This window comes from Sulfitobacter aquimarinus (assembly GCF_040149565.1).
Taxonomy (GTDB): domain Bacteria; phylum Pseudomonadota; class Alphaproteobacteria; order Rhodobacterales; family Rhodobacteraceae; genus Sulfitobacter; species Sulfitobacter aquimarinus.
Genome location: NZ_JBEFLO010000001.1, coordinates 659934 through 683281, shown reverse-complemented (window position 1 = coordinate 683281; position 23348 = coordinate 659934). Strand labels below are relative to the sequence as shown.

The following is a 23348-nucleotide window of genomic DNA, read 5'->3' as shown; positions in this document are numbered from 1 at the left end:
GCCATGACCTCAGGTTTCTTGCGCAGTGGGTTGTTCGGTGGCCTTGCCTTTCGCGTCCTTTTGTTTCTGTCGCTGACCTTGTTGCCCATCGGTCTTGTGGCTGTGCTGCAAACCCAGCAAATTTCGCAACAAAGCAAACGCGCCGCCGAGCTGTCGTTGCTGGGGGTGACCGATCAGGTCGTCGCGACCCAGCGCACGATGTTGCAAGAGGCGCTGGGCGCGGGGCGGGCATTGGCGACTGTTGTCGGTCTGGTGCAGGATGACCCGCGGCAATGCTCGGACTTTCTGGACAGCTATAGACGTGAAGTGCGCAAATATCTGTTGGTGGGGTTTGTACGTGCTGACGGGATGATGGAGTGTTCTTCCGACTTCAAAACCTATGATCTGTCTGCACGGCCAGCGGTGCAAGCCGCGCTGGCAGGTGGGGTGCGCACCGTCACAGCCATCGAAGACGCGCCTGTATCGGGCGAGGATGTGGTGGTCGTCACCGTTCCTGTGCTGAGAAAAGAGGAGCCGAACGGCTTTGTCTTTATCTCGATCCCGCAATCCGAGCTGATGCCTGACCAGATCGAGAAACATCAAGCGGCACCGCAGTCGATGATCACGTTTAATGCCCTTGGCGAAATTGTAATTGCAGACGGCGACAAAGGTATCGCGGCATCCGAGCTGCCTGCGAGCTATATGCTGGAGCAGCTTGCCGGTGATGCACGTCAGGTATTCACAGATGTTAATCAAAACGGCGTCGCCCGGGTCTATGCCATGACGCAGATCGTGCCAAAGGCTGTGTTCGCGCTCAGCGTTTGGCCAGTGGATACGCCGATGTTGGAGACGGATTTTACAGGGCGTTTATCGGCGCTTTTGCCGATTGCTATGTGGGTGGCCAGTCTTGTGGTGGCGTTTTGGGCGCTGAACCGGCTGGCGATCACGCATATTCGCAAATTGGGCCGCCAAATGCGCCACTTTGCCCTGAACCGCACGCTGCCGCGCAAACCCTTGGGGGAAAACCTGCCCGTCGAGATTGTCGCGATGGAGAAATCCTTCCTCGGGATGGCGGGATCGATCCTGCAAGACGAAGCCCGCCAAGAGGACAGCCTGCGCGAAAAAAACATCTTGCTGAAAGAAGTGCATCACCGCGTCAAAAACAACCTGCAACTTATTTCGTCGATTATGAACATGCAGATCCGCCAAGCGCCGACCGAGGCGAACCGCCGCGTGCTGCAACGGCTTCAGGATCGCATCCTCAGCTTGGCGACCGTTCACAAGAGCCTGTATCAGGACAATGAGATGACCCGCGTGGATGCGGGGATATTGCTGCGCGAAATTGTGGCCCGCAGTCTGGCTGTCGGGATGGAGCCAAAGGCGGGTATCCGCGTGACCGAAGACTATGACGACATCATCGTCGCCCCCGATGATGCCGCCCCGTTGACCTTGCTGGTGTCCGAGGCTGTGACAAATGCGCTCAAATACGTGCCGCAGGACCAGCCGGGGAAGGCCGAGTTGGGCATTTACCTGAAGTATACCGGCCCTGAGATGGCGATGCTGCGGGTGGTAAACACCGCAGGTGGCGCCGCGCTGGAAGAGGGCACGGGCCTTGGGTCGCGTCTGATCCAGGCTTTTGCACGGCAGTTGAACGGCAACCTCGAACTGGTCGAGGAAGACGACAAGTATGTGCTGGAGCTGTCATTCCCCGTGCCCAAAACGGACAAGGCAACCAACGACTTCTGAGTGTAACACCACACTTAAACTACGGCAGGGCGGGAACTTTTTATTCCGCATCGCCGTTGAGGCAGTGAACCTGTTATGAATGGAGGCAGAAAATGACAATTGAGATTTTCTTTGGCAGCCTCGCTGCGCTTTTGGTTGTTGCTGCGATTGTGCTCGTGATGACATCACAAAGCGGTATGAACCTGATCTCGCCCGGTCGGCAACGTGGCGACAAGCAATCGGCGCGTGAGCGGCAAAAGAATTGACCTGTATCTAAAAGACGGGCGGCGTGAGTGCGCTGACGATCTCGCAGGGGACGTCGCCGATGTTTCGGAAACGATGCGGCTGTTTGCTGTCGAACAGATAACCATCGCCCTGTCGCAATACGGCCACCGCATCCCCCACCGTCAACTCGATCTCGCCTTTGGTGATGATTCCCGCCTCTTCGCCGTCATGGGCCAGAAATTCGGGGCCCGTGTCGGCGCCCGAGGGATATGTTTCATGCAAAACTTGCAGAGTATGGTCGCGTGCGTTGCCAAGTTGGCGCAAGGATACCTGACCCGGCCCTGAGGGGGCGACTTGGGTAAATTCGGTGGCGCGGTAAAACACTTTGGGGCTATCTGCGTCTTCGATTGCGCCAAAAAACTCCGCCATGGAAATCGGGATCGCGTCCAGCAGACTTTTGAGCGAGGCGACAGAGGGCGAGGTTTTATCCGTTTCGATCAACGAAATAGTGCCGTTGGTCAGCCCCGCACGCGCCGCCAACTCACGCTGCGACAGGCCGCGTTCTGTCCGGATGTTTCTAAGCCGTTGTCCAATATCCAAAGGGTTCGTCCTGTCGTTATCCGTGCCCGCCTCAGGGCGGCGGTATTTTGCGCGACATGACCACTGTGCGGTTAAAAATACAAGTCGCGGAAGTATGGTGATTGACAATTATATTAAACGCGCAGAATGGTTTTATTAAACGCGGACTGCCCGCGTACGGTTTTCACACTCATTCAGGATTATTTCATGGCCAGCACCGCCAAACGCACGCCCCGCAAAAGCGCAAAAAAAAAGCCGCAGATCGCTGTCGTCGCAGAGCCGACACCGGTAACCTATACCAACGCCGATCTGGTTGCGCGTCGCGAGGCCGCTGTGCCACGCGGTGTGGCCTCGGCCGCGCCCGTCTATGCGGCCTATGCCGAGAACGCAGAGCTGTGGGACGTCGACGGCAAACGCTTTATTGATTTTGTGGGCGGCATTGGTGTGCTGAACACAGGCCACCGTCATGCGGGCGTTGTTGCGGCTGCCAAGGCGCAGGAAGATCTGTACACGCATACCTCTTTTCAGGTCGTGCCCTACGCGCCCTATATCGAGTTGGCGGAAAAGCTGAACGCGCTGGCGCCGGGTGATGCGCCCAAAAAGTCCTTGCTGGTCACCACTGGCGCCGAAGCGGTTGAGAACGCGGTCAAGATTGCGCGTGCCGCCACTGGCCGCCCCGGTGTGATCGCCTTTACAGGTGGCTACCATGGCCGCACGCTGCTGACACTGGGCATGACGGGCAAAGTCAGCCCCTACAAAAAGGGCGTCGGCCCGTTCCCTGCCGATGTCTTCCGCGCGCCGTTCCCCTCTGTGCGCGATGGCATCACGGTGGATGACGCGATCACGGGCCTGAAGAACCTGTTCCTCACGGATGCAGAGCCAAGCCGCATTGCCTGCATGATCATCGAGCCTGTCTTGGGCGAGGGCGGCTATACGCCAGTGCCGTTCGAGATGATGACCCAGCTTCGCGATATTTGTGACGAACATGGCATCTTGCTGATTGCGGATGAGGTTCAGGCTGGTTTTGGCCGTACGGGCACATGGTTCGCGATCGAACATTCGGGCGTTGAGCCTGACCTGATCACTGTGGCGAAATCCATGGCGGGTGGCTATCCGCTGGCGGGTGTGATTGGCCGCGCCGATGTGATGGACGCGATGGAGCCCGGTGGCCTTGGTGGCACTTATGGCGGCAACCCTGTGGCTTGTGCTGCGGCTTTGGCGGCGATCACCGCGATTGAGGACGAGGGCCTGCTGGCGAAATCCATCGCGATGGGTGACAAGCTCAAGGCGCGCTTTGCCGAGATCGGTGCCCGTGCTGCCCCCTACCGCATGTGGGACATTCGCGGCCTCGGCGCGATGGTCGCGGTCGAGTTTGTGACCGACTTTAACACCGTCACCCCTGACGCGGCGCTGACCAAGCGCGTGATTGCCCACGCGATGGAGCGTGGCCTGCTGTTGCTGAGCTGTGGCATGCACGGCAATGCAATCCGCGTGATGGTGCCGCTGACAGCGCCGGACGAGATCGTAGACGAAGGTCTGGCGATTTTCGAGGAATCGCTGGCGGCGGCAGTGGCCGAGCTGGGCTGAGCCCTGCTTCAAATCTTGAGATGAAGGGACGCGTAGGGGGAAACCTCTGCGCGTTTTTTCTTTGGGGTGGTTTGGTTTTGTCGCTATGCACGGCGGCGAGGGAGATAGGGAATGATGCGCCTTTTGGTGGTGATGTTAGCCGTGTTCTGGGCGGCGGCTGCGCTGGCCCAGGATGCGGTGCGCGTCGGGCTGTTCGGCATGGTTGAGCAGGTCGCGCCCTTGGTCGTTGCGGGACGCGAAGTGGCGGTGGCTGACGGCGTGCCGGTGATCAGCCCGCTGGGGCGGGGCCAAAAGCTGGCTGTGGGTGATACGGTTGCGATCACGGCGGGGGTGATGGACGGGACGCTCACGGCGGTCCGCATTCTGGAGGTATATCCCGTTGTCGGGCCGGTGAGTTCTGTGTCTGAAGGCCGCGCCGTGATCATGGGCAGTGCGGTGCATGTGCCGCCTGATGTCACGTTCAAAAAAGGGCGCTGGGCGGCGCTCAGCGGGTTCTGGAGCGGGACGACCGTAATCACCACCAACATCCGCCGCGTTGATGGGGCCGGGTTTGCGCAGCTGACTGGGGCGGTGGACCCGCAGGCGTTTGCGATTGGGGGCAGTACGTTGCACGGGGTGGTGCCACCTGTTGATAGCTTTGGCGACGCTCCGTGGATGATCAGCGGGACGGCTGTCTTGGACGGGGTGCAGGTGCAGTTGATGTCGAAGGGGTTGTTCGGGAACGGGGCCGAGGTTGTCTTGTGGCAGGGCCATGCATCGGCCCCTGTGGCTTCGCAGACCTATATGATTCACGGGACGGGGGTGATGGGCACAGCGCGCGATGCGCAGATGCCCGCCCCCGGCGTTTTGGTCGCACGCTGTGCGCAAGAGGGCCGTGTTTTGCGCAAGGCCCCCGACGGGATGCAAGCGGCGTTTGACGCGCTAGACTGCGCTAGTCATATTCCGGCGGACTGAACGTTTGCGCGCTGGCCCGTGACCAGCGGTCTTTATAGCCGTGGTGGTCGGGCGCATCGGCGTCCACCAGAAACCCGATAGGCAGATAGGGAAACGCCTTGTTGCCCTGCACCATCGAGCGGTCGGATTGCCGCTGCATCAGGTGGTGGGGCATAAATCCGCTGGGGTTGGACAGGCCCGCCGCGCCCGTCATCTCACCCAAGGCAAACAGCGTTTCGCGGTGGAAGCGGGCAACACGTTTTGATTTATGTTCGGGGTCAAGGGCGGCCGCACGCAACGGGTCTTGGGTCGCGACGCCGACGGGGCAGTGGTTGGTGTGGCAGGCCTGCGCCTGAATGCACCCGATCGAAAACATGAACCCGCGGGCCGAGTTGCACCAATCCGCCCCCAGCGCCAGTGCGCGGGCGATGTCGAAGGCCGATACGATCTTGCCCGCCGCGCCCAGTTTGATCTGATCGCGGATGCCCGCGCCGCGAAGGGTGTTATGCACAAATGTCAGCCCCTCGACCATGGGCATGCCGACGTGGTTGGCAAATTCCAAGGGGGCTGCCCCCGTGCCGCCTTCGGCACCATCGACGACGATGAAATCAGGCGTGATGCCTGTCTCAAGCATGGCTTTGACCATGCACATGAATTCACGTTGGTGGCCGATACACAGCTTGAAACCCACAGGCTTGCCGCCCGACAAATCGCGCAATTGGCCGATGAATTCGCACATCTCGATGGGCGTGGAAAAGGCGGAGTGGGCAGGAGGCGAGATGCAATCCTCTCCCATAGGAATGCCGCGGGCTTCGGCGATTTCCTCGGTGATCTTGCCCGCGGGCAGCATACCGCCATGGCCCGGCTTGGCACCTTGGCTCAGCTTCAGCTCGATCATTTTGACCTGCGGCAGTTGCGCGGTCTTGGCGAATTTTTCGGGATCAAAGCTGCCATCCTCTGCCCGCGCCCCGAAATAGCCTGATGCCACCTGATAGATCAGGTCCCCGCCGCCTTCCTTGTGGTAGCGGCTGACCGATCCTTCGCCCGTGTCATGGGCAAAGCCGCCTTCCTTTGCGCCCATGTTCAGCGCCTTGATCGCATTGCCCGACAGGGAGCCAAAGCTCATCGCGGAGATGTTGTAGATGGACGCGCTATAGGGCTGCGTGCAGGCATCGCCGCCGATGTCGATGCGGAAGTCGGTATTGTCGATGTGTTTGGGATACACCGAATGTGTCACCCAGCTATAGCCGCCGTCATAGACCCGCTTTTTCGTGCCGAAGGGGCGCGAATCTTCCTGACCCTTGGCGCGTTGATAGACAAGGCTGCGCTGATCGCGGCTGAATGGCTCTTCTTCTTGGTCGTCTTCCAGCAGGTATTGCCTAATTTCCGGGCGGATCATCTCCATCAAAAAGCGGATGTGGCCCAACACCGGATAGTTGCGCAGCACCGAGTGTGCGGTCTGGCGGACATCGTGCAGGCCGACCAGCGACAGATAGGCAAAGACCACAAAAGGCACCCAAAACCATGCGGACCATACAAAAATGGCAACCACGCTTAGCACGGTAAGGACCACCACAGCGGCAAAGGTGCTGTAGCGGGTGAGTTCGGACAGTTTGTGCATGGGGTTCTCCGGCAGTTTCAAGCGTGGCTAGCGTGCAAATATGTAGAGCCGATTAAGGCAGGGCTTTGCAAGGGCACCCTTTTACTGCTGATGTGGTTGTGATGTGTGCGTGCCTGTGTAAGGATTAACAAAGGGTTGAACGCCGCATCTGGAAAACCACGCGGTTTGCGGTTTTGTTTAAAAGGGGACGCAGTATATCACATTCGGACACGCTATGTTGGAAGACCGCCTTTATGACGCAGTATTTGTGCTGTTTCCACGGGCTTTCAATGGGCGTAAGGGAGGCTGTAAATGGCCTGTGCCGCAAGTTTAAGAGTGAGCTGATATGACCCCCTTCGCAATTGCCGGCGTGCAGATGTACGTCAATGCCCTGCAACCCAATGTCGATGGTATGATCCAACGGCTGGATATCCTGATGGCGCGGTTTCCGTGGACCCAGATGGTGCTGTTTTCCGAATTGGCGCCCTTTGGCCCGCTGGACCAGTATTCACTGCCGCCCCAGAACGACGCGCTGGAAAAGTTTCAGGCAGCGGCGGTCAAGCACAAGGTCTGGCTGATCCCGGGGTCCTTGTTCATCACCGACCCCGAAGACGGGCGCATCTACAACACCTCCGTTGTGATCAACCCCGAGGGTGAGATCATCCGCCGCTATGCCAAGATGTTTCCCTTCCGCCCGTACGAGTCCGGCATCGCGGCAGGGTCCGAGTTTTGTATCTTCGACGTGCCGGAGGTGGGCCGCTTTGGTCTGTCGATCTGCTATGATATGTGGTTCCCCGAAACCACGCGCCAGTTGACCAGTCAGGGCGTTGAGGTGCTGTTGCACCCTGTGCTGACAGGCACCACCGACCGCGATGCAGAGCTGGCGATTGCACGCGCCACCGCCGCGCAGTTCCAGTGTTATGTCTTTGACGTGAACGGGCTTGGCGCGGGCGGTGTGGGTAAATCCTGCGTGGTCGATCCGACCTCGATGGTGCTGCACCAGTCGGCGGGGCAGGAAGACATGTTCCCGATCGAGATTGATCTGGACATGGTGCGCCGCCAGCGTGAGACGGGGATGAAAGGCTTGGGTCAAGTGCTCAAGAGTTTCCGCGACCGGTCGACCGACTTTTCCGTTTATGACCGCACCAGCGGCACGGACGCCTTTTTGCAAACGCTGGGGCCGCTGGCGGTCCCGCAGCAGGGCACGACGGCGGGCCTTGATACCACAACGCCCGCGATGCGCGTGCCCTATACGCCCGACAGCGAAGGGCAGGACAGCCTGCCTGCCTTTGCCCACAAAACGCCGCCCGCCTTTGCCGAGGAACCATTGCCGAACCCCTCAGCCGGCACCGCGGTGCCTGTTGCACCAAAACCGATCGCCAAACCCGGCGTTATGACGGGCACGGCGCCAAACGATACATCCAGCGGCTAGAGGCCCCTGACAGGCGTAGGCAGGGTGTTGTGCCCTGCCTGTCGCGCCTTACCGGATGCCTTGTCGCGCAATATTTTGCGGAGAACGACGCATGCATTCGATGAGAGACTATTCATCAGCGATCCAGTTACGGTCTGACAGGTGGAGCGCCCTGCGCGAGGCCACAAGCGCGCTGACCCGCTCGCCCAATGCCTCGGAAATGGCGCAGCTGCGCGACGCGGTAGAGCAACTTTTTGATTCGCTGGGAATGATGGAGGGGTATTGGGCCTTTCCGGGCAAGGCCGCGTTCTCGTTGATCCGCCGTCATTTTGAGCAGGGCAAGCTGGACGATGTCAGCTTTGCCGTGAACCGGATCAGCCGCGCGCTGACCACAGGCGCGTATCGCCGCCGCTCGATCCCGTTGGAGCGCGACAGCGTGGATCAGGATGAAAAGGACGACGATGCCCACCAAAGCCCCGAAATGCGGGCATTGGCGAAACCCTATTTCGAAGTGCTGATCGTCGACAGCGTGAACGAACACAAGGAACGCTGGCTTAAATCCAACGTGACCAGCATGCGCCGCCCCGAGGATGCCTTTATCTATGAGGCGGTTGTGGTGTCGTCGATCGAGGATGCGCTGATTGCGGTGCTGTTCAATCACAACATTCAGGCCATCGTGGTGCGCCCCGGTCTGGTGCTGCACTCAGACAGCGTAGAGGAGATTTTGACGTACTATCTGGCCCGCGCCGGTGGCCGCCAAGAGATCGACGCAATTCCGCCTGAAAACTACGGACCGGAGCTGTGCCGCATGATCGCCCGCGTCCGTCCCGAGCTGGACGCCTATCTGGTGACCGAACGGTCGGTCGAGGACATCGCGGGCCTTGATTTGGGGATTTGCCGGCGGGTTTTCTATAACTCCGAAGACTTTATGGAGCTGCATCTGAACATCTTGCGCGGGGTGCAGGCCCGCAACAAGACGCCCTTCTTTAACGCGCTGGTCGAGTATTCCAAACAGCCGACAGGCGTGTTTCACGCGATGCCCATCAGCCGCGGGAAATCCATCACCCGCAGCCACTGGATTCAGGATATGGGCGCGTTCTACGGCCCCAATATCTTTCTGGCCGAAACCTCTGCTACGTCAGGGGGGCTTGATAGTCTGCTAGAGCCGAGCGGCCCCATCAAGGAAGCACAGGAACTGGCGGCGCGGGCGTTCGGGTCCAAACAAACGTTCTTTGCCACCAATGGCACCTCGACCTGTAACAAGATCGTCGTGCAGGCGCTATTGCAGCCCGGTGACATCGTGCTGGTGGACCGTGATTGCCACAAATCGCACCACTACGGCATGGTGCTGGCGGGCGCGCAGGTCAGCTATCTCGATAGCTATCCGCTCAGTAAATACTCGATGTACGGCGCGGTGCCTTTGTCCGAGATCAAAGAGCGCCTGTTAGAGATGAAACAGCAGGGCAAGCTGGACCGCGTGCGGATGCTGCTGCTGACCAACTGCACCTTTGACGGGCTGGTCTATAACGTCGAGCGCGTGATGCAGGAGTGTCTGGCGATCAAGCCTGATCTGATTTTCCTGTGGGACGAGGCGTGGTTCGCCTTTGGCCGCTTTAACCCGACCTACCGCCAGCGCACAGCGATGAATGCCGCCAATGTGCTGCGTGCCAGGTTCAAGACCGACAAACACGCCGCCGCCTATGCCGCCCAGCGCGAAGAGCTGAAGGACGCCGACGACGAGACATTGCTGGCTACCCGTCTGATCCCGCCGCCCGAGGCGCGGGTGCGGGCCTATTCCACCCAGTCCACGCACAAGACGCTGACCAGCCTGCGACAGGGCAGCATGATCCATGTCAACGATCAGGACTTTAAGGGCGAGGTCGAACAAGCTTTTCACGAGGCGTATATGACCCACACCTCGACCTCGCCCAACTACCAGATCATCGCGAGCCTCGACGTAGGCCGCCGTCAGGTCGAGCTGGAAGGCTTTGAATTCGTGCAGCGCCAGATCGAGGCGGCGATGTCCATGCGCCGTGCGATCAGCGACCACCCGCTGCTGCGCAAGTATTTCAAGGTTCTAACGGCGGGCGACATGATCCCCGAGGAGCACCGCGAAAGCGGCGTGACCAGCTATTACGACACCGAACAGGGCTGGACCGATATGTGGGACTGCTGGGAGCGTGACGAGTTTGTTCTGGATGCCAGCCGTGTGACGCTGCTGGTGGGCGGCACGGGGTGGGACGGTGATACGTTCAAGAACAAGGTTTTGATGGATAAATACGGCATCCAGATCAACAAAACCTCACGCAACACGGTTCTGTTTATGACCAACATCGGCACCACACGCTCCAGCGTGGCGTATCTGATCGAAGTGCTGGTCGAGATTGCAAAATCGCTGGACGAGCTGAACGACGATGCCTCTGGCATGGAAAAGCTGGGCTTTGACCGCCGCGTTAAAAACCTGCTGGAGGATTACCCTCCGCTGCCCGATTTCAGCCGCTTCCACCCTGCGTTTCTAGAAAGTGGCAATGGCCGTGAAGGCGACATCCGCAAGGCGTTCTTCCTCGCTTATGATGACAAGAACTGCGACTATCTCGAGCTGGACGGATCCATGAAAGAGGCAATGGAGCGGGGCGATACCCTGGTGTCTGCGGGCTTCATCATCCCTTATCCGCCCGGCTTTCCGATCCTTGTGCCGGGGCAGGTGATCAGTCAGGAAATCCTTAGCTTTATGCGGGCGTTGGACGTGAGCGAAATCCACGGCTACCGCCCAGATCTGGGGCTGCGGGTCTTTACCGATGAAGCGCTGAATGCGGCGATGCCTGCGGCGCTCAAAGCGGCTGAATAGAAATTTAACAGGAGAACGATATGGCGACTGTCCTCAAGAATATTTCCGAAATCCGGCGGTTCTTTCACCGCAACGAAGACCCTGTCTATTTCATTTCGGCAACCAACTTTAACCTGTTGGGGCTGGATGAATGGGTCAAGAATTTCAAATATATCTGCTATATTGATTGCTATGGCGGCAAACACCCCAATGTGTTCTGCCCGTCCGAACAGCCGCATGCGGAATTCCAGTCGATCGAGGACATCAACAACTACCTGCTGCAACACAAAGAGGTCATCGATTTCATCAAAAAGCGTGGCGGCAAGCCCAAGTTCGTCTTCCTGATGTTCGACGAAGAGACCGAGCGTTTGTCCAAAGAGCTGGGCGCGGATGTGTGGTTCCCCAAGGCGAAACTGCGCACCAAGATGGACAACAAGATCGAAACCGTGCGCATCGGCAACAAGGCAGGCGTGCCCAGCGTGCCGAATACGCTGGCCGAGGTGAAGTCATACGACGATCTGCGTAAAACCTGCGAGAAAGCAGGCATCGGGCATGATCTGGTGCTGCAATCGGCCTTTGGCGACAGTGGCCACACGACGTTTTTCATCAAAAACGAGGCCGACTTCCGCCGCCATCAGTCCGAGATCATCGGCGAGGGCGAGATCAAGATCATGAAGCGGATCAACTGTCGCGGCGCCGCGATTGAGGCGTGTGCTACCAAGGAAGGCACCATCGTTGGCCCGCTGATGACTGAACTTGTAGGCTTTAACGAGCTGACGCCCTATCGCGGTGGTTGGTGTGGCAATGAAATCCTCTCGACGGCCTTCCCGCCCAAGGTGCGCGAACAGGCGCGGGACCTGACGTTCAAATTCGGCGAACAGCTGCGCAAAGAAGGCTACCGCGGCTATTTCGAGCTTGATTTCCTGATCGACAAAAAGACAGGCGATCTGTGGTTGGGTGAGCTGAATCCCCGCATCACCGGCGCGTCCTCCATGACCAATCACGCAGCCTTTGCCCATGCGGATGCGCCCTTGTTCCTGTTCCACCTGCTGGAGTTCTCGAAGAAGAAATTCAATCTGGATGTGGACGAGCTGAACGCGCGCTGGGCCGATCCCGAGAATATCGACAGCTGGAGCCAGATGGTCATCAAACACACCAAAGACAGCGTGGATATCTGCTCTGAGGCGCCCGAGACAGGCATCTACCGTATGCGCGAGGATGGCACGGTTATCTGGGACCGCTTTGATTATCACCGCCGCGCGGTAGAGAGCGAGAACGAGGCGTTCTTCCTGCGCATCCTGCAACCGGGCGACTACCGTTATGAGGGGGCCGACATTGGCATCCTTGTGACGCGGGGGCGGTCGATGACAAAAAGCTTCCAACTGAACGAGCGGGCCAAGAAGTGGATCCACGGTATCAAGAGCAAGGTCGAGGGCAAGCCGTTGCCCGTGGCCGCCGCCGATCCGCAGCTGTCTGATCCGGCGTTCAAGATATTGTAAGGCACAAGCCCTAGAAAGGCCGCCCATGTACTGGCGCGCAATCTCCGAGGATACGCCCGGCCCCAAGTGGGCCGGGCTTTTCCGCGAATACTGGTCCGATTATCGGGCGTGGTGGCTCAAAGAAGGAGAGACCGCCCGCCCGACCTATGCGGCCAGCCTAAAGGCGTTGCGGACGCATATGCCCGAGATTGTCCCTCTGTATGAAGAGCTGTGCGAGCTGGCAGGCGGCGGCGATCATGCGGCGCGGTTCCTGAGTTTTTACACCCCGCCCGCCTATCTGGCAGGTTGTTCGCAGGCGATCTGGTCGGGCAAGCAACCCGTGATGGTGCGCAATTACGATTACGATCCAAAGGCTTTCGATAGTCTGGTTTTGCGCACCAAATGGATGGGGCGGGCCGTGATGGGGACGTCGGACGGGCTGTTTGGTTTGGTCGACGGGGTCAACGACAAGGGGTTGTCGATCTCGCTCACCTTCGGGGGGCGGCGTGTTGTGGGCGAAGGGTTCGGCGTGCCGCTGATCCTGCGTTATGTCCTGCAAACCTGCGAGACGGCAAAGGAGGCGGGCGCGGTGCTGGCCCGCGTACCGACGCATATGAGCTATAACGTCACCGTACTGGACCGCAAACGGAATTACCTCACGGTGATGATGGCCCCTGACCGCCCCGCGATCATAACGCAGCGGGCGGTGGCGACGAACCATCAGGAAAACGTCGAATGGATCAGTCACGCGCGGTTCACCGCCACGGTTGAGCGGGAGCGGTTCTTGCTCCAACGGATGCGGTTGCACAGCGACCCCGAAGAAAAGTTCATCGGTGCGTTCATGCGCCCGCCGCTCTATTCGACGGCGTTCGCGCAGGGGTTTGGCACGCTCTTCACTGCCGTGTATCGTCCGCGAAAGCGCGAGATGGAGCTGCGGTGGCCCGGTGTCGTCTGGCCGCTGTCGTTGAATGAATTCGTAGAGGGCGCACGCGAGGTCGTGCTGCCGGGAGTGGCATGATGGCAGGGCCTTTGGCATCGTTGAAAGTGGTTGAGTTTTCGGGGCTGGGGCCTGCGCCTTTGGCGGGGCAATTGCTGGCTGATCTGGGGGCGGATGTGATCACTGTGGACCGCAAGGCCGCACCCGCCGACCCTACGGATGTAAACCGGCGGGGAAAACGCTCATGCGTGCTGGATTTGAAATCAGACGCGGGGTTGGAGGCGGCGCAGCGATTGATCGCCGCCAGTGACGTGTTGATAGAAGGCTTCCGTCCGCAGGTGATGGAGCGGTTGGGGTTGGGGCCGCAGGCCTGTCCTGACAGCTTGATCTATGCGCGGATGACCGGCTGGGGACAGGACGGGCCGCTGGCGCAGACGGCGGGGCATGACATCAACTATCTCGCGCTGACGGGCGCGTTGCATGCGATGGGCGATGCAGACCGTGCGCCCGTGCCGCCGCTCAACATGGTGGCGGATTACGGGGGCGGGACGATGTTCCTGCTGCTGGGGATCCTCAGCGCGGTGATCGAGCGGGGCGTTTCGGGTAAGGGGCAGGTTGTGGATGCGGCTATGGTTGATGGCGTGCCCGCGATGATGGGCCTGATCCACGCGATGCTGGCCCGCGGCACATGGAGCGAGACGCGCGGGGCAAACTGGCTGGACGGAGCAGCGCCGTTTTATCGTTGCTATACCTGTGCGTGCGGCGGCTATATCTCGGTCGGCGCGTTGGAGCCGCAGTTTCACGCGCTGTTGTTGGAACACGCGGGCCTGCCTGCCGCGCATCAGGCTACACAGAATGACACGGCGCAATGGGCGGACCGCACGGCGCATTATGCCGATGCCTTTGCAGGCAAAACCCGCGATGAGTGGGCTGCGATATTTGACGGCACCGACGCTTGCGTGGCTCCTGTGCTCACGTTCAGCGAGGCGCAGTTTCATCCGCATATGGCTGCACGCGGAACCTTTGTGCAGGTCGGCGGCGTTCAACAGGCCGCCCCTGCGCCAAGGTTCAGCCGCACGCCATCTGTCGCCGTCACGCCGCCAACAGCGATCGGTGCAGACACGGATGCGGTGCTGGAGGCGCTGGGATATGACGCGCAAACCCGCCGCGCCTTGATGGGTTGAGACCTGCCATGCAGCCGCAATTGGGTGTGTTAACTGCTGTGGTTCACCTCTATATATAGGGGATGACGTCTGCTCCTGCCCTTACCGATGCTCCGCTTGAGGAACTGATCGTGTGCCCTGTGTGTGACGCAACCTACCGGTTGCAGCGCCCCGAAAAGGGCGAGCAGGCGGTTTGTACCCGCTGCCATAAGGTGCTGATCGCGCCGCGTGCCAAGGCGGGGATGCAGATTATTGCGCTGTCGGTTGCGACAGTGGTGTTGATCATCGCGGCAAGCGTTTTCCCGTTTTTGCAGATTTCGGCAGCGGGGCGCAGCAATGCAGTTTCGATCTTGGATGCGGCGCTGACGTTTGCCGATGGGCCGCTGTTGGTGCTGGCGTTGTTCACGGCGGCGTTCATTATATTTGTGCCGTTGCTGCGGATGTTGCTGACGCTGTATGTGTTGATCCCCGTTGTGCGCGACCGCCCGCCTGCGCGTCACGCCATCGCGGCGTTTCGTTTGTCCGAGGCGATGCGCCCGTGGTCCATGGCCGAGATTTTTGCAATTGGTTGCGCCGTAGCCTTGGTAAAGGTGGCGGATTTGGCGACGGTCAATTTCGGGCCGGCGTTTTGGATGTTTGGTGTCTTGGTGGTGCTGGTCATCGCGCAAGACGGATTTATGTGTAGATGGTCTGTATGGAACTCGCTGGAACATCCGAAGAAACAGTAACCGCCCGTGCGGCGGGGTTGGTGGCGTGTACGCGCTGCACGCGGGCGTGGCCCATCGAAACAGCGCGTTGCGGGCGCTGCGGGGCAAAGCTTGTCTCACGCGATCATCACAGCCTGCAACGGGTTTGGGCGCTGTGGCTGGTCGGGTTGATGACCTACATCCCTGCGAATCTTTATCCGATGCTGCGCACCCAACAGCTGTTTACGGTGGACGAAAGCACCATCATCGGCGGCGCGGTTGAACTGGCGCATTATGGCTCCTACGGGATTGCGGCGATCATCCTCTTCGCGTCCGTAGTGATTCCGCTCGGCAAATTCTGGGCCATTGCCTTTTTGGCGATCAGCGTGCGGCAGCACGAAGGTTTTGCGGCGCACAAACGGTTGGTGATCTACGAAGTGGTTGAGTATATCGGCCGATGGTCCATGATCGACATCTTTGTTGTTGCGATTCTGTCTGCACTGGTCCACCTCGAAGGTCTTGTTTCTATCACGCCGGGTCCAGCCGCTTTCTTCTTTGCGCTTTCGGTTATATTCACCATGTTGTCCGCACAAGCTTTTGACCCCCGTATGATCTGGGATGCGCAGGCGGAAGACGATGAGGCAGCTGACCATGACTGATACGCCCCCGACCGTAAAAATTAAATCTGCAGGTAAACGCGGCCCGCGGGGCGCGTCGCTGATCTGGTTGATCCCGATCCTGGCGATGGTCGTGGCCTTCGGTGTCGCATGGCAAAGCTTTGTCATGCGCGGCCCGCTGATTGTTGTCGAATTTCTTGACGGGGCTGGCATTGCCGCAGGGGAGACAAAGCTGAAATACCGCGACATCGAAGTAGGCGAGGTCGAAGAGGTCACCTTTGGTAATGGGTTGGAAAAGGTGCAGGTGCATATCCGCCTCAAAAAAGATATCGCACCCTATGTCGATGACACCTCTGTCTTCTGGATCGTTGAACCCGAAGTGACCGCCCAAGGCGTCACAGGCCTAAGCACCGTTTTGAGCGGTGTTTATATCGAAGGGTCATGGGACAGCGAGATTGGCGATTATACGACGGTTTTCCGTGGCTCCGAGGAGGCGCCGCTGATCAAACCCGGCGATAGCGGTTTGCAAATTGCGTTTCGCACCACCACTAACGGTTCGCTTACCGATAACGCCCCGATTATGTTTCGCGGTATTCAGGTGGGGCAGGTCGGGCGGGCGCAGATCGCCCGCAGTGGCGCTTTTGCGATCACCGAAGGCTTGATCTATGAAGAGCACCGGCACCTCATCAACTCCTCCACGCGGTTTTGGGAAGAGTCGGGGTTTACTTTCTCGGTCAGCGCACAGGGCGCCGAGATCGACTTTTCCTCACTGGCGACATTGCTGGGCGGTGGGATTACCTTTGATACCTTTGTGTCGGGCGGCGATACCGTGCGCGATGGCGAAGTCTTTGAGGTGTTCGAGGAGAAAGAGGCCGCGCGCAGCAGCCTGTTCACCACATCCGCAGTGGACCCTTTGCAGCTGAGCGTGATCTTCGAGGAGAATATCTCAGGCCTCGCCGTCGGCGCGCCTGTTGAGCTGAGCGGTTTTCGCATCGGCTCGGTCGAAAGCCTGTCGGGGCTTGTGGATTTTAACCAGTTTGGCGACAGCCGTGTGCGGTTGAATGTGATCTTGTCATTGCAGCCTGCGCGTTTGGGGTTGCCCGGCGATGTGTCGGCAGAAACAGCGCTGCGCTTTTTGCAGAGCAAGGTGGCCGACGGGCTGCGGGCGCGACTGGCCTCGGCCAGTTTGCTGACGGGCGGGTTGAAGGTTGAATTCGTCGAAGTCGAAGATGCGCCGCCTGCGCGTCTGACGGCTGTCGGGGCGCAGTTGCCGGTGATGCCCACAACGGCTGGCGATACTGCGGGCTCTACCGCGACCGTCGAGGGGGTGTTCAACCGCATCAACGAGCTGCCGATCGAAGAGCTTCTCAATTCGGCCATCGGGGTGATGAATTCGGCCAATGCGCTGATCTCGAACGGGGATTTGCAGGATACGCCGGGTGATCTGCGGGCGCTGCTGGGGGATCTTTCGGCTTTGGTGACGTCTGAAGACGTGCAGAACATCCCCGTATCTCTCAACGCGACCTTGTCGCGGGTAGAGGAGTTGGTGGCCCAGCTTGAGCAGCAACAGATTGCCGTGACCTTGGGCGAGACATTGAAATCGGCCTCGGATGCGGCGGCGGCGGTGACCACGTCAATGGAAGGCGTGCCTGCGCTGATCGCCGAGTTGGAGACGGTTGCGGGCAATGCGGCCAAACTGGACCTTGAAGCATTGATGGTTCAGGTCACGGGGCTGACCACCTCGGCGCAGACCTTGCTGGCCAGCAACGATGTGCAGCAAATGCCTGCTGATGTGCGCAAGCTGTTGTCGGATTTGTCGGGGCTTGTCAGCTCGGACGCAGTGCAAAGCATCCCGACCACCGTGAACGGCACGCTAACCCGCGTCGACGGAATGTTGTCCGAGCTTGAGCAACAGCGCGTTACGGAAAAACTTGGCAAGGCGCTGGCCTCAGCGGCGGAAGCGGCTGACGCGGTGAGCGCGTCTGTCGAGGGTGTGCCAGCCCTTGTGACCGAAATCCAGAGTGTCGCCAGCCGTGCGGCCGAATTGGAATTCGATACGTTGATCAAGGAGCTGACGACGCTGACCACCTCTGCCGAAGCCTTGGTGAGCAGCCCTGAAACCGCGCAGCTGCCCGCGGCGCTGTCGGGCGCATTGGACCAGTTGAACGCCACGCTGCGCGAATTGCGCGAAGGCGGGGCGGTTGCGAATGTGAACCAAACGCTGGCCTCCGCACGGACGGCGGCCGATAGCATCGCCTCATCCGCCAATGACCTGCCGCAGGTCATCGCGCGTCTCAACACGTTGTTTGTGCAGGCAGGCCGCACGATTGAAGGCTATAATCAGGGTGAACAACTCAGCCGCTCTGCCGATGCGGCATTGCGCGAGATACAACAAGCTGCCAAAGCGCTGGAAAAACTGGCGCGCACGATAGAGCGTAACCCCAATTCTCTGCTGCTGGGAAGATAACATGACACTGATCAAATCCATCGCCACCGCTGTCACGCTGGCTCTTTTGTCCGCCTGTGGCGCACCGCAAAGTATTGCGGTCAAATCGCCGCCCATCACCGAGACTCTGCGCATCGGGTTCTCCTCGGTTGAGGTCAAGGACGTGTCGCTGCCCAGCTATGCCGCTGCGGACGAGATTGCGCAGCAGGCCCCCGACGGGACCATGATCACGTCTGATGTGCTGTGGGCCGACGCGCCCGAACGCGCCATCGGGCTGGAGCTGAGCCGCAACCTTGCACGTCTGACCCACAAGCGCGTCGCCGCCGAGCCGTGGCCCTTTGAGGAAGACGCCGCCGCCACCTTGGCCGTGCGGTTCACCGATCTGGTGGGGGGCACCGATGGCATCTACCGCGCAACGGGGCAGTATTTTGTCGGCGTCTACGAGGGGCGCGAACGATCTGGTCTGTTTGATCTGGAATTGCCCTATGACGCAGAAGGCGGCCCTACGGCAATTGCTGCGGCGCGGGGCCAGATCATCCTGAACCTGACAAAATATCTGGCCCGCAAGGGGCTGCAATAGCGCGCTCTCTTGCACGCGCGCCGCTGAACGCATACATCACCTGTCATGGCACAGGTAAAATCATCGTCCAAATCCGACCCGAACTATAAGGTCATCGCAGAAAACCGCCGCGCGCGGTTTGATTACGCGATCGAGGAAGACGTGGAATGTGGCATCATGCTGGAAGGCTCCGAAGTGAAGTCCCTGCGCATGGGCGGCTCCAACATCGCCGAAAGCTATGCCGCGGTCGAGGACGGCGAGTTGTGGTTGGTGAACAGCTATATCGCGCCCTACAAACAGGCCAAGACATTCGGTCACGAAGAGCGCCGCCGCCGCAAGCTGTTGGTCAGCCGCAAGCAGTTGGCCGAGATGTGGAACAGCACCCAGCGCAAAGGCATGACGCTGGTCCCGATGGTGATGTATTTCAACCACCGCGGCATGGCCAAGATCAAGATCGGCATCGCCAAGGGTAAGAAGCTGCATGACAAGCGTGAAGACGCGGCCAAACGTGATTGGTCACGCCAGAAGTCCCGGCTTCTCAAAGATCACGGATAAACGCCGCCGCATTGCCTGTGGCGTATATGCAATATAATTCCCCATGTTGCGTAGCCCCCCAGAGGGCAGGGTAGGCGCGCCCCACCCTTTGGTCACAAGGGTCGGCGTGAATATCTTTATGCGTGGCTGATAGGGAAGAATAATATGGAACTCATTCTTGGTTTGCTGTCCGGCGCTGTTGGTGGGAACGTTGCGGGCAAGTTGCTTGGCAATCTGGATCAGGGGACGCTGATCAACTCGTTGTCCGGTATTGTGGGTGGCGGTCTTGGTGGCACGATCCTTAGCGCGATGGGCGTTGGTGGTGCCGAAGGTATGGATGTTGCGGGTATTCTGGCGCAGGTCGCCGGTGGCGGTGTAGGCGGCTGTGTCGTTCTTGCTATCGTGGGTGCCGTGCGCAACATGATGTCCAAATAACCGATTTGCAGGCGGCGCCAGCGTGCCGCCTGCTCTTGCCAGACACCGGTCATAGCGGTAGGCGTGAAACACCTGCTGAAGAGGGGCGCCTTATGACCGATGATCCAAAGACACTCGTATCAACCCAATGGCTTGCGCAGCACCTGAAAGATCCGGACCTGCGCGTTCTGGATGCGTCATGGTATCTGCCCGATGCGGGCCGTGATCCCAAGGCCGAGTATGACGCCGCCCACATTCCGGGCGCGCGGTTCTTCGACATAGACGAAATTTCGGACGCCCGCTCCAGCCTGCCGCATATGGCCCCCCCGATCGAGAAATTCATGTCACGGATGCGGGCAATGGGTGTGGGCGATGGCCATCAGATTGTTGTCTATGACGGGGCAGGTATCATGTCCGCCCCCCGCGTTTGGTGGCTGTTCAAACTGATGGGGCAGGAAAACGTTGCCGTTCTTGATGGTGGCCTGCCAAAGTGGGTTGCCGAAGGGCGCGACGTCGAAGACATGCCGCCCATCCCCCGTGACCGCCACATGACCGTGCGGTTCCAGAACCATCTGGTGCGTGATGTCACGCAAGTGGCCCATGCGTCGAAACTCGGTTCACCGCAAATTGTGGATGCCCGCGCTGCCGCCCGCTTTCGCGGGGACGCGCCCGAACCACGCGAAGGCCTGCGCAGCGGACACATCCCGAAGGCCCGCAATGTGCCCTTCGCAACCCTGTTGAACGACGATCAAACCCTCAAATCTGCCGATGAAACCCGCGCCATCTTCGAGGCCGCAGGCGTTGATCTTGGCAAGCCTATCGTGACCTCCTGCGGCTCTGGCGTCACCGCCGCCGTGCTCGCCCTCGCGCTTGAGCGGATGGGCCACAGCGACTGGGCGCTATACGATGGATCATGGGCCGAGTGGGGGATGTTCCCCACCGTGCCAATCGCAACCGGAGACGCGTGATGTTCGAGACCCTACAACAACAACCTGCTGATAAAATCCTGGAACTGGTCGCGATGTACCGCGAAGATCCGCGTGCGGATAAGGTCGACCTTGGCGTCGGCGTCTACAAGGATGCCACTGGCCTCACACCCGTCATGCGTGCCGTCAAAGCGGCTGAGCATACCCTGTGGGAAACCCAAGACAGCAAAGTTTACACCGGCCTCGCAGGGGACCCTGCCTTTGCCGATGCGATGATTGATCTAGTGCTCTCGGGTGCTGTGCCGCGGGCCAATGTGGCGGCGGCCGCCACGCCGGGAGGTACAGGTGCTGTGCGCCAGTCGTTCGAGTTGATCCAGATGGCCAACGCGGGTGCGCGTGTCTTTGTGTCCAACCCGACATGGCCCAACCACATCTCGATGCTCAATTACCTCGGCATTGAAATGGTCCCCTACCGCTATTTTGACGAAGAGACACGCGGCGTTGATTTCGACGGTATGCTGGCCGACCTGAAAACCGCCCGCAAAGGCGATGTGGTTCTGCTGCACGGCTGCTGCCACAACCCGACGGGCGCGAACCTCAACAGCGCCGAATGGGATGCGGTGATTGGCGTCCTGCTCGAAACAGGTGCGACCCCGATGATCGACATCGCCTATCAGGGGTTCGGCGATGGTCTGGACGCGGACGCGGCCGCCACACGCAAGCTGGTGGCTGCCGTGCCCGAATGCATCATCGCGGCCAGCTGCTCCAAGAACTTCGGCATCTACCGCGAACGTACGGGCCTTCTGATGGTGGTCAACAATGCGGGCGATGCAACGGCCCTTAATCAAAGTACACTGGCCTACCTCAACCGCCAGAACTTCAGCTTCCCGCCAGACCACGGCGCGCGCCTCGTCACCATGATCCTGACAGACCCCGCCCTGCGTGCGGATTGGCAATCCGAGCTGGAGGACGTTCGCCAATCCATGCTGGGCTTGCGAACCGCCCTCGCAGATGAACTCCAGCGCCTGTCGAACTCCGACCGCTTCGGCTTTCTGGCCCAGCACCGCGGCATGTTCTCGCGCTTGGGCACCACGCCTGAGATGGTCGAGAAACTCCGCAAAGACCACGGCATCTATATGGTCGGTGACAGCCGCATGAACATCGCAGGCCTAAATGCCCAAACTGTCCCGATCCTTGCAAAAGCCATCATCGACGCAGGCATCTAGCCCCTATCTTTTCTGGCCATAAATCCTCTGGGGGAATTGGCCCTTCAGGGGCAAGGGGCTGGCCCCCAAACCGACATCACACCAAAAAGCCCCGCACCTTACAGTGCGGGGCTTTTCTGTATCACATGGTGCGCAGCGGGCGGGGGGAGGACCCGACCGCTGCGCAGGGATGTTACCCGCGTGTGAACTCTGGGTAGGCGTCCATGCCCAGCTCGGATGTATCCAGGCCCATGATCTCGGCTTCTTCGCTCACGCGAATACCCATGGTGGCTTTCAGGATGAACCAGACCACACCAGAGACAACGAAGGTGAAGATACCGACCACAAGGATGGAATAAAGCTGTGTGCCAAGGTTCGCGTCACCGTTGGTCAGGACAACCGCGATGGTGCCCCAGATGCCGCAAAAGAGGTGCACAGGGATCGCGCCAACGACATCGTCGATCTTCAGCTTGTCGAGGAACGGAACCGCGAAGACCACGATTACACCACCAATAGCACCGATCAGCGTCGCCATGCCAAGCGTTGGCGTCAGCGGCTCTGCCGTGATGGACACAAGGCCCGCCAGTGCGCCGTTCAGGATCATCGTAAGGTCAGCCTTCTTGAACAGAATTTGCGTCAGGATCAGCGCGGATACCGCACCACCAGCCGCAGCTGCGTTCGTGTTGGCAAAGATACGCGAGACGTCTGCGATGTCGCCGACTGACCCCATCGCCAGCTGCGAGCCGCCGTTAAAGCCGAACCAGCCGAGCCACAGGATGAACATACCCAAAGTCGCCAGAGCAAGGTTGGAACCAGGCATCGGGTTCACACGGCCATCTTTGTATTTGCCGATACGCGGCCCAAGGATCAGCGCGCCTGCCAAAGCGGCCCAGCCACCCACAGAGTGCACAACAGTAGAGCCCGCAAAATCAAGGAAGCCCATCTCGTCAAGGAAGCCGCCGCCCCATTTCCAGCTGGCTTGCAGCGGATAGATGATGCCCGTCAGGATGATTACGAAGATCAGGAAGGGCCACAGTTTGATACGCTCGGCCAAGGCACCCGACACGATCGAGGCTGTTGCCGCACAGAACATCAACTGGAAGAAAAAGTCGGACCCGGTCGAGGCATATTCGCCATCATCCGCACCGGCCAGATCAATGCCAACGGCTTCCAGAACGCCGACGCCGAACACGCCCGACAGCACGCCCTCGACGGACCATGTGCCCAGCGGGTACATCAGGTTATAGCCGAAGGCCCAGTAGGCGATGGTGGCCAGCGAAAAGAGGGATACGTTTTTGGTCATCTGCATGGTCACGTTCTTGGAACGCACCAGACCACCTTCAAGCATCGCAAAACCTGCGGCCATGAAGAAAACCAAAAAGCCACCGATCAAGAACAGCAGCGTGTTCATGATCCAGACCATTTCGGCTGTCACAGCAGCCGCATCTTGCGCCAGCGCGACGGAGGGCAGCAGAACTGCGGCACCGGCGGCTGGGAGGATATATTTATTGTTCATC

General features: G+C 59.7%; 20 protein-coding genes. 17 read left to right on the top strand and 3 right to left on the bottom strand.

The window, feature by feature from the left end; genetic code table 11:
• The first annotated feature begins 3 nt into the window (after positions 1-3).
• Positions 4-1725: a sensor histidine kinase gene (locus tag ABMC88_RS03580; protein WP_349575447.1), complete on the top strand. Its 1722-nt coding sequence runs from the start codon at positions 4-6 to the stop codon at positions 1723-1725.
• Between the two features lie 92 nt (positions 1726-1817).
• A complete protein-coding gene (locus ABMC88_RS03575) occupies positions 1818-1970 on the top strand; it encodes a hypothetical protein (protein WP_349575446.1) in 153 nt (50 codons plus the stop codon).
• Between the two features lie 7 nt (positions 1971-1977).
• Here the strand turns inward: ABMC88_RS03575 and ABMC88_RS03570 are convergent, their stop codons facing one another.
• Complete coding sequence (locus ABMC88_RS03570) at positions 1978-2529, bottom strand: cupin domain-containing protein (RefSeq protein WP_349575445.1); 552 nt, start codon at positions 2527-2529, stop codon at positions 1978-1980.
• 186 nt (positions 2530-2715) lie between these two features.
• On the opposite strand from ABMC88_RS03570, the gene gabT reads away from it, so the two are divergent.
• Both gabT and ABMC88_RS03560 read left to right on the top strand, forming a co-directional pair.
• Positions 2716-4095, top strand: coding sequence for a 4-aminobutyrate--2-oxoglutarate transaminase (gabT, locus tag ABMC88_RS03565; protein WP_349575444.1), 1380 nt, complete (start codon positions 2716-2718; stop codon positions 4093-4095).
• A gap of 111 nt (positions 4096-4206) precedes the next feature.
• A complete protein-coding gene (locus tag ABMC88_RS03560) occupies positions 4207-5049 on the top strand; it encodes a hypothetical protein (RefSeq protein ID WP_349575443.1) in 843 nt (280 codons plus the stop codon).
• Here ABMC88_RS03560 and ABMC88_RS03555 read toward each other — a convergent pair.
• Complete coding sequence (locus ABMC88_RS03555; RefSeq protein WP_349575442.1) at positions 5027-6649, bottom strand: FMN-binding glutamate synthase family protein; 1623 nt, start codon at positions 6647-6649, stop codon at positions 5027-5029. The genes ABMC88_RS03560 and ABMC88_RS03555 overlap by 23 nt on opposite strands.
• A 325-nt stretch (positions 6650-6974) precedes the next feature.
• Between ABMC88_RS03555 and ABMC88_RS03550 the strand changes: the two genes are divergently transcribed.
• The 13 genes from ABMC88_RS03550 (at position 6975) to ABMC88_RS03490 (ending at position 21852) form a co-directional block, all read left to right on the top strand.
• Positions 6975-8060 (top strand): carbon-nitrogen hydrolase family protein, encoded by a 1086-nt coding sequence (locus tag ABMC88_RS03550; protein ID WP_349575441.1) that lies wholly within the window; start codon positions 6975-6977, stop codon positions 8058-8060.
• Between the two features lie 91 nt (positions 8061-8151).
• Positions 8152-10887, top strand: a complete 2736-nt coding sequence (locus ABMC88_RS03545) for an aminotransferase class I/II-fold pyridoxal phosphate-dependent enzyme (RefSeq protein ID WP_349575440.1) — start codon at positions 8152-8154, stop codon at positions 10885-10887.
• Between the two features lie 20 nt (positions 10888-10907).
• A complete protein-coding gene (locus tag ABMC88_RS03540; RefSeq protein WP_349575439.1) occupies positions 10908-12365 on the top strand; it encodes a biotin carboxylase in 1458 nt (485 codons plus the stop codon).
• A gap of 25 nt (positions 12366-12390) precedes the next feature.
• A complete protein-coding gene (locus ABMC88_RS03535) occupies positions 12391-13362 on the top strand; it encodes a C45 family autoproteolytic acyltransferase/hydrolase (protein WP_349575438.1) in 972 nt (323 codons plus the stop codon).
• Positions 13359-14465: a CaiB/BaiF CoA transferase family protein gene (locus tag ABMC88_RS03530; RefSeq protein ID WP_349575437.1), complete on the top strand. Its 1107-nt coding sequence runs from the start codon at positions 13359-13361 to the stop codon at positions 14463-14465. Before ABMC88_RS03535 ends, ABMC88_RS03530 begins: the two co-directional genes overlap by 4 nt.
• 62 nt (positions 14466-14527) lie before the next feature.
• Positions 14528-15172 (top strand): paraquat-inducible protein A, encoded by a 645-nt coding sequence (locus ABMC88_RS03525; RefSeq protein ID WP_349575436.1) that lies wholly within the window; start codon positions 14528-14530, stop codon positions 15170-15172.
• Positions 15130-15789, top strand: a complete 660-nt coding sequence (locus ABMC88_RS03520; RefSeq protein WP_349575435.1) for a paraquat-inducible protein A — start codon at positions 15130-15132, stop codon at positions 15787-15789. The genes ABMC88_RS03525 and ABMC88_RS03520 overlap by 43 nt, the downstream gene beginning before the upstream one ends.
• Complete coding sequence (locus ABMC88_RS03515; RefSeq protein WP_349575434.1) at positions 15782-18214, top strand: MlaD family protein; 2433 nt, start codon at positions 15782-15784, stop codon at positions 18212-18214. The genes ABMC88_RS03520 and ABMC88_RS03515 overlap by 8 nt, the downstream gene beginning before the upstream one ends.
• Before the next feature lies 1 nt (position 18215).
• Positions 18216-18773 (top strand): PqiC family protein, encoded by a 558-nt coding sequence (locus ABMC88_RS03510; protein WP_349575433.1) that lies wholly within the window; start codon positions 18216-18218, stop codon positions 18771-18773.
• 45 nt (positions 18774-18818) lie between these two features.
• Positions 18819-19307, top strand: a complete 489-nt coding sequence (smpB, locus tag ABMC88_RS03505) for an SsrA-binding protein SmpB (RefSeq protein WP_349575432.1) — start codon at positions 18819-18821, stop codon at positions 19305-19307.
• Between the two features lie 144 nt (positions 19308-19451).
• A complete protein-coding gene (locus ABMC88_RS03500; RefSeq protein WP_349575431.1) occupies positions 19452-19721 on the top strand; it encodes a hypothetical protein in 270 nt (89 codons plus the stop codon).
• Between the two features lie 92 nt (positions 19722-19813).
• Positions 19814-20668 carry a 3-mercaptopyruvate sulfurtransferase gene (sseA, locus tag ABMC88_RS03495; protein WP_349575430.1) on the top strand — a complete coding sequence of 285 codons (855 nt, stop codon included), beginning with the start codon at positions 19814-19816 and terminating at the stop codon, positions 20666-20668.
• Positions 20668-21852, top strand: coding sequence for an amino acid aminotransferase (locus ABMC88_RS03490; protein WP_349575429.1), 1185 nt, complete (start codon positions 20668-20670; stop codon positions 21850-21852). The genes sseA and ABMC88_RS03490 overlap by 1 nt, the downstream gene beginning before the upstream one ends.
• A gap of 172 nt (positions 21853-22024) precedes the next feature.
• Here the strand turns inward: ABMC88_RS03490 and ABMC88_RS03485 are convergent, their stop codons facing one another.
• Complete coding sequence (locus ABMC88_RS03485) at positions 22025-23347, bottom strand: ammonium transporter (protein WP_439655570.1); 1323 nt, start codon at positions 23345-23347, stop codon at positions 22025-22027.
• Position 23348 lies beyond the last annotated feature (1 nt).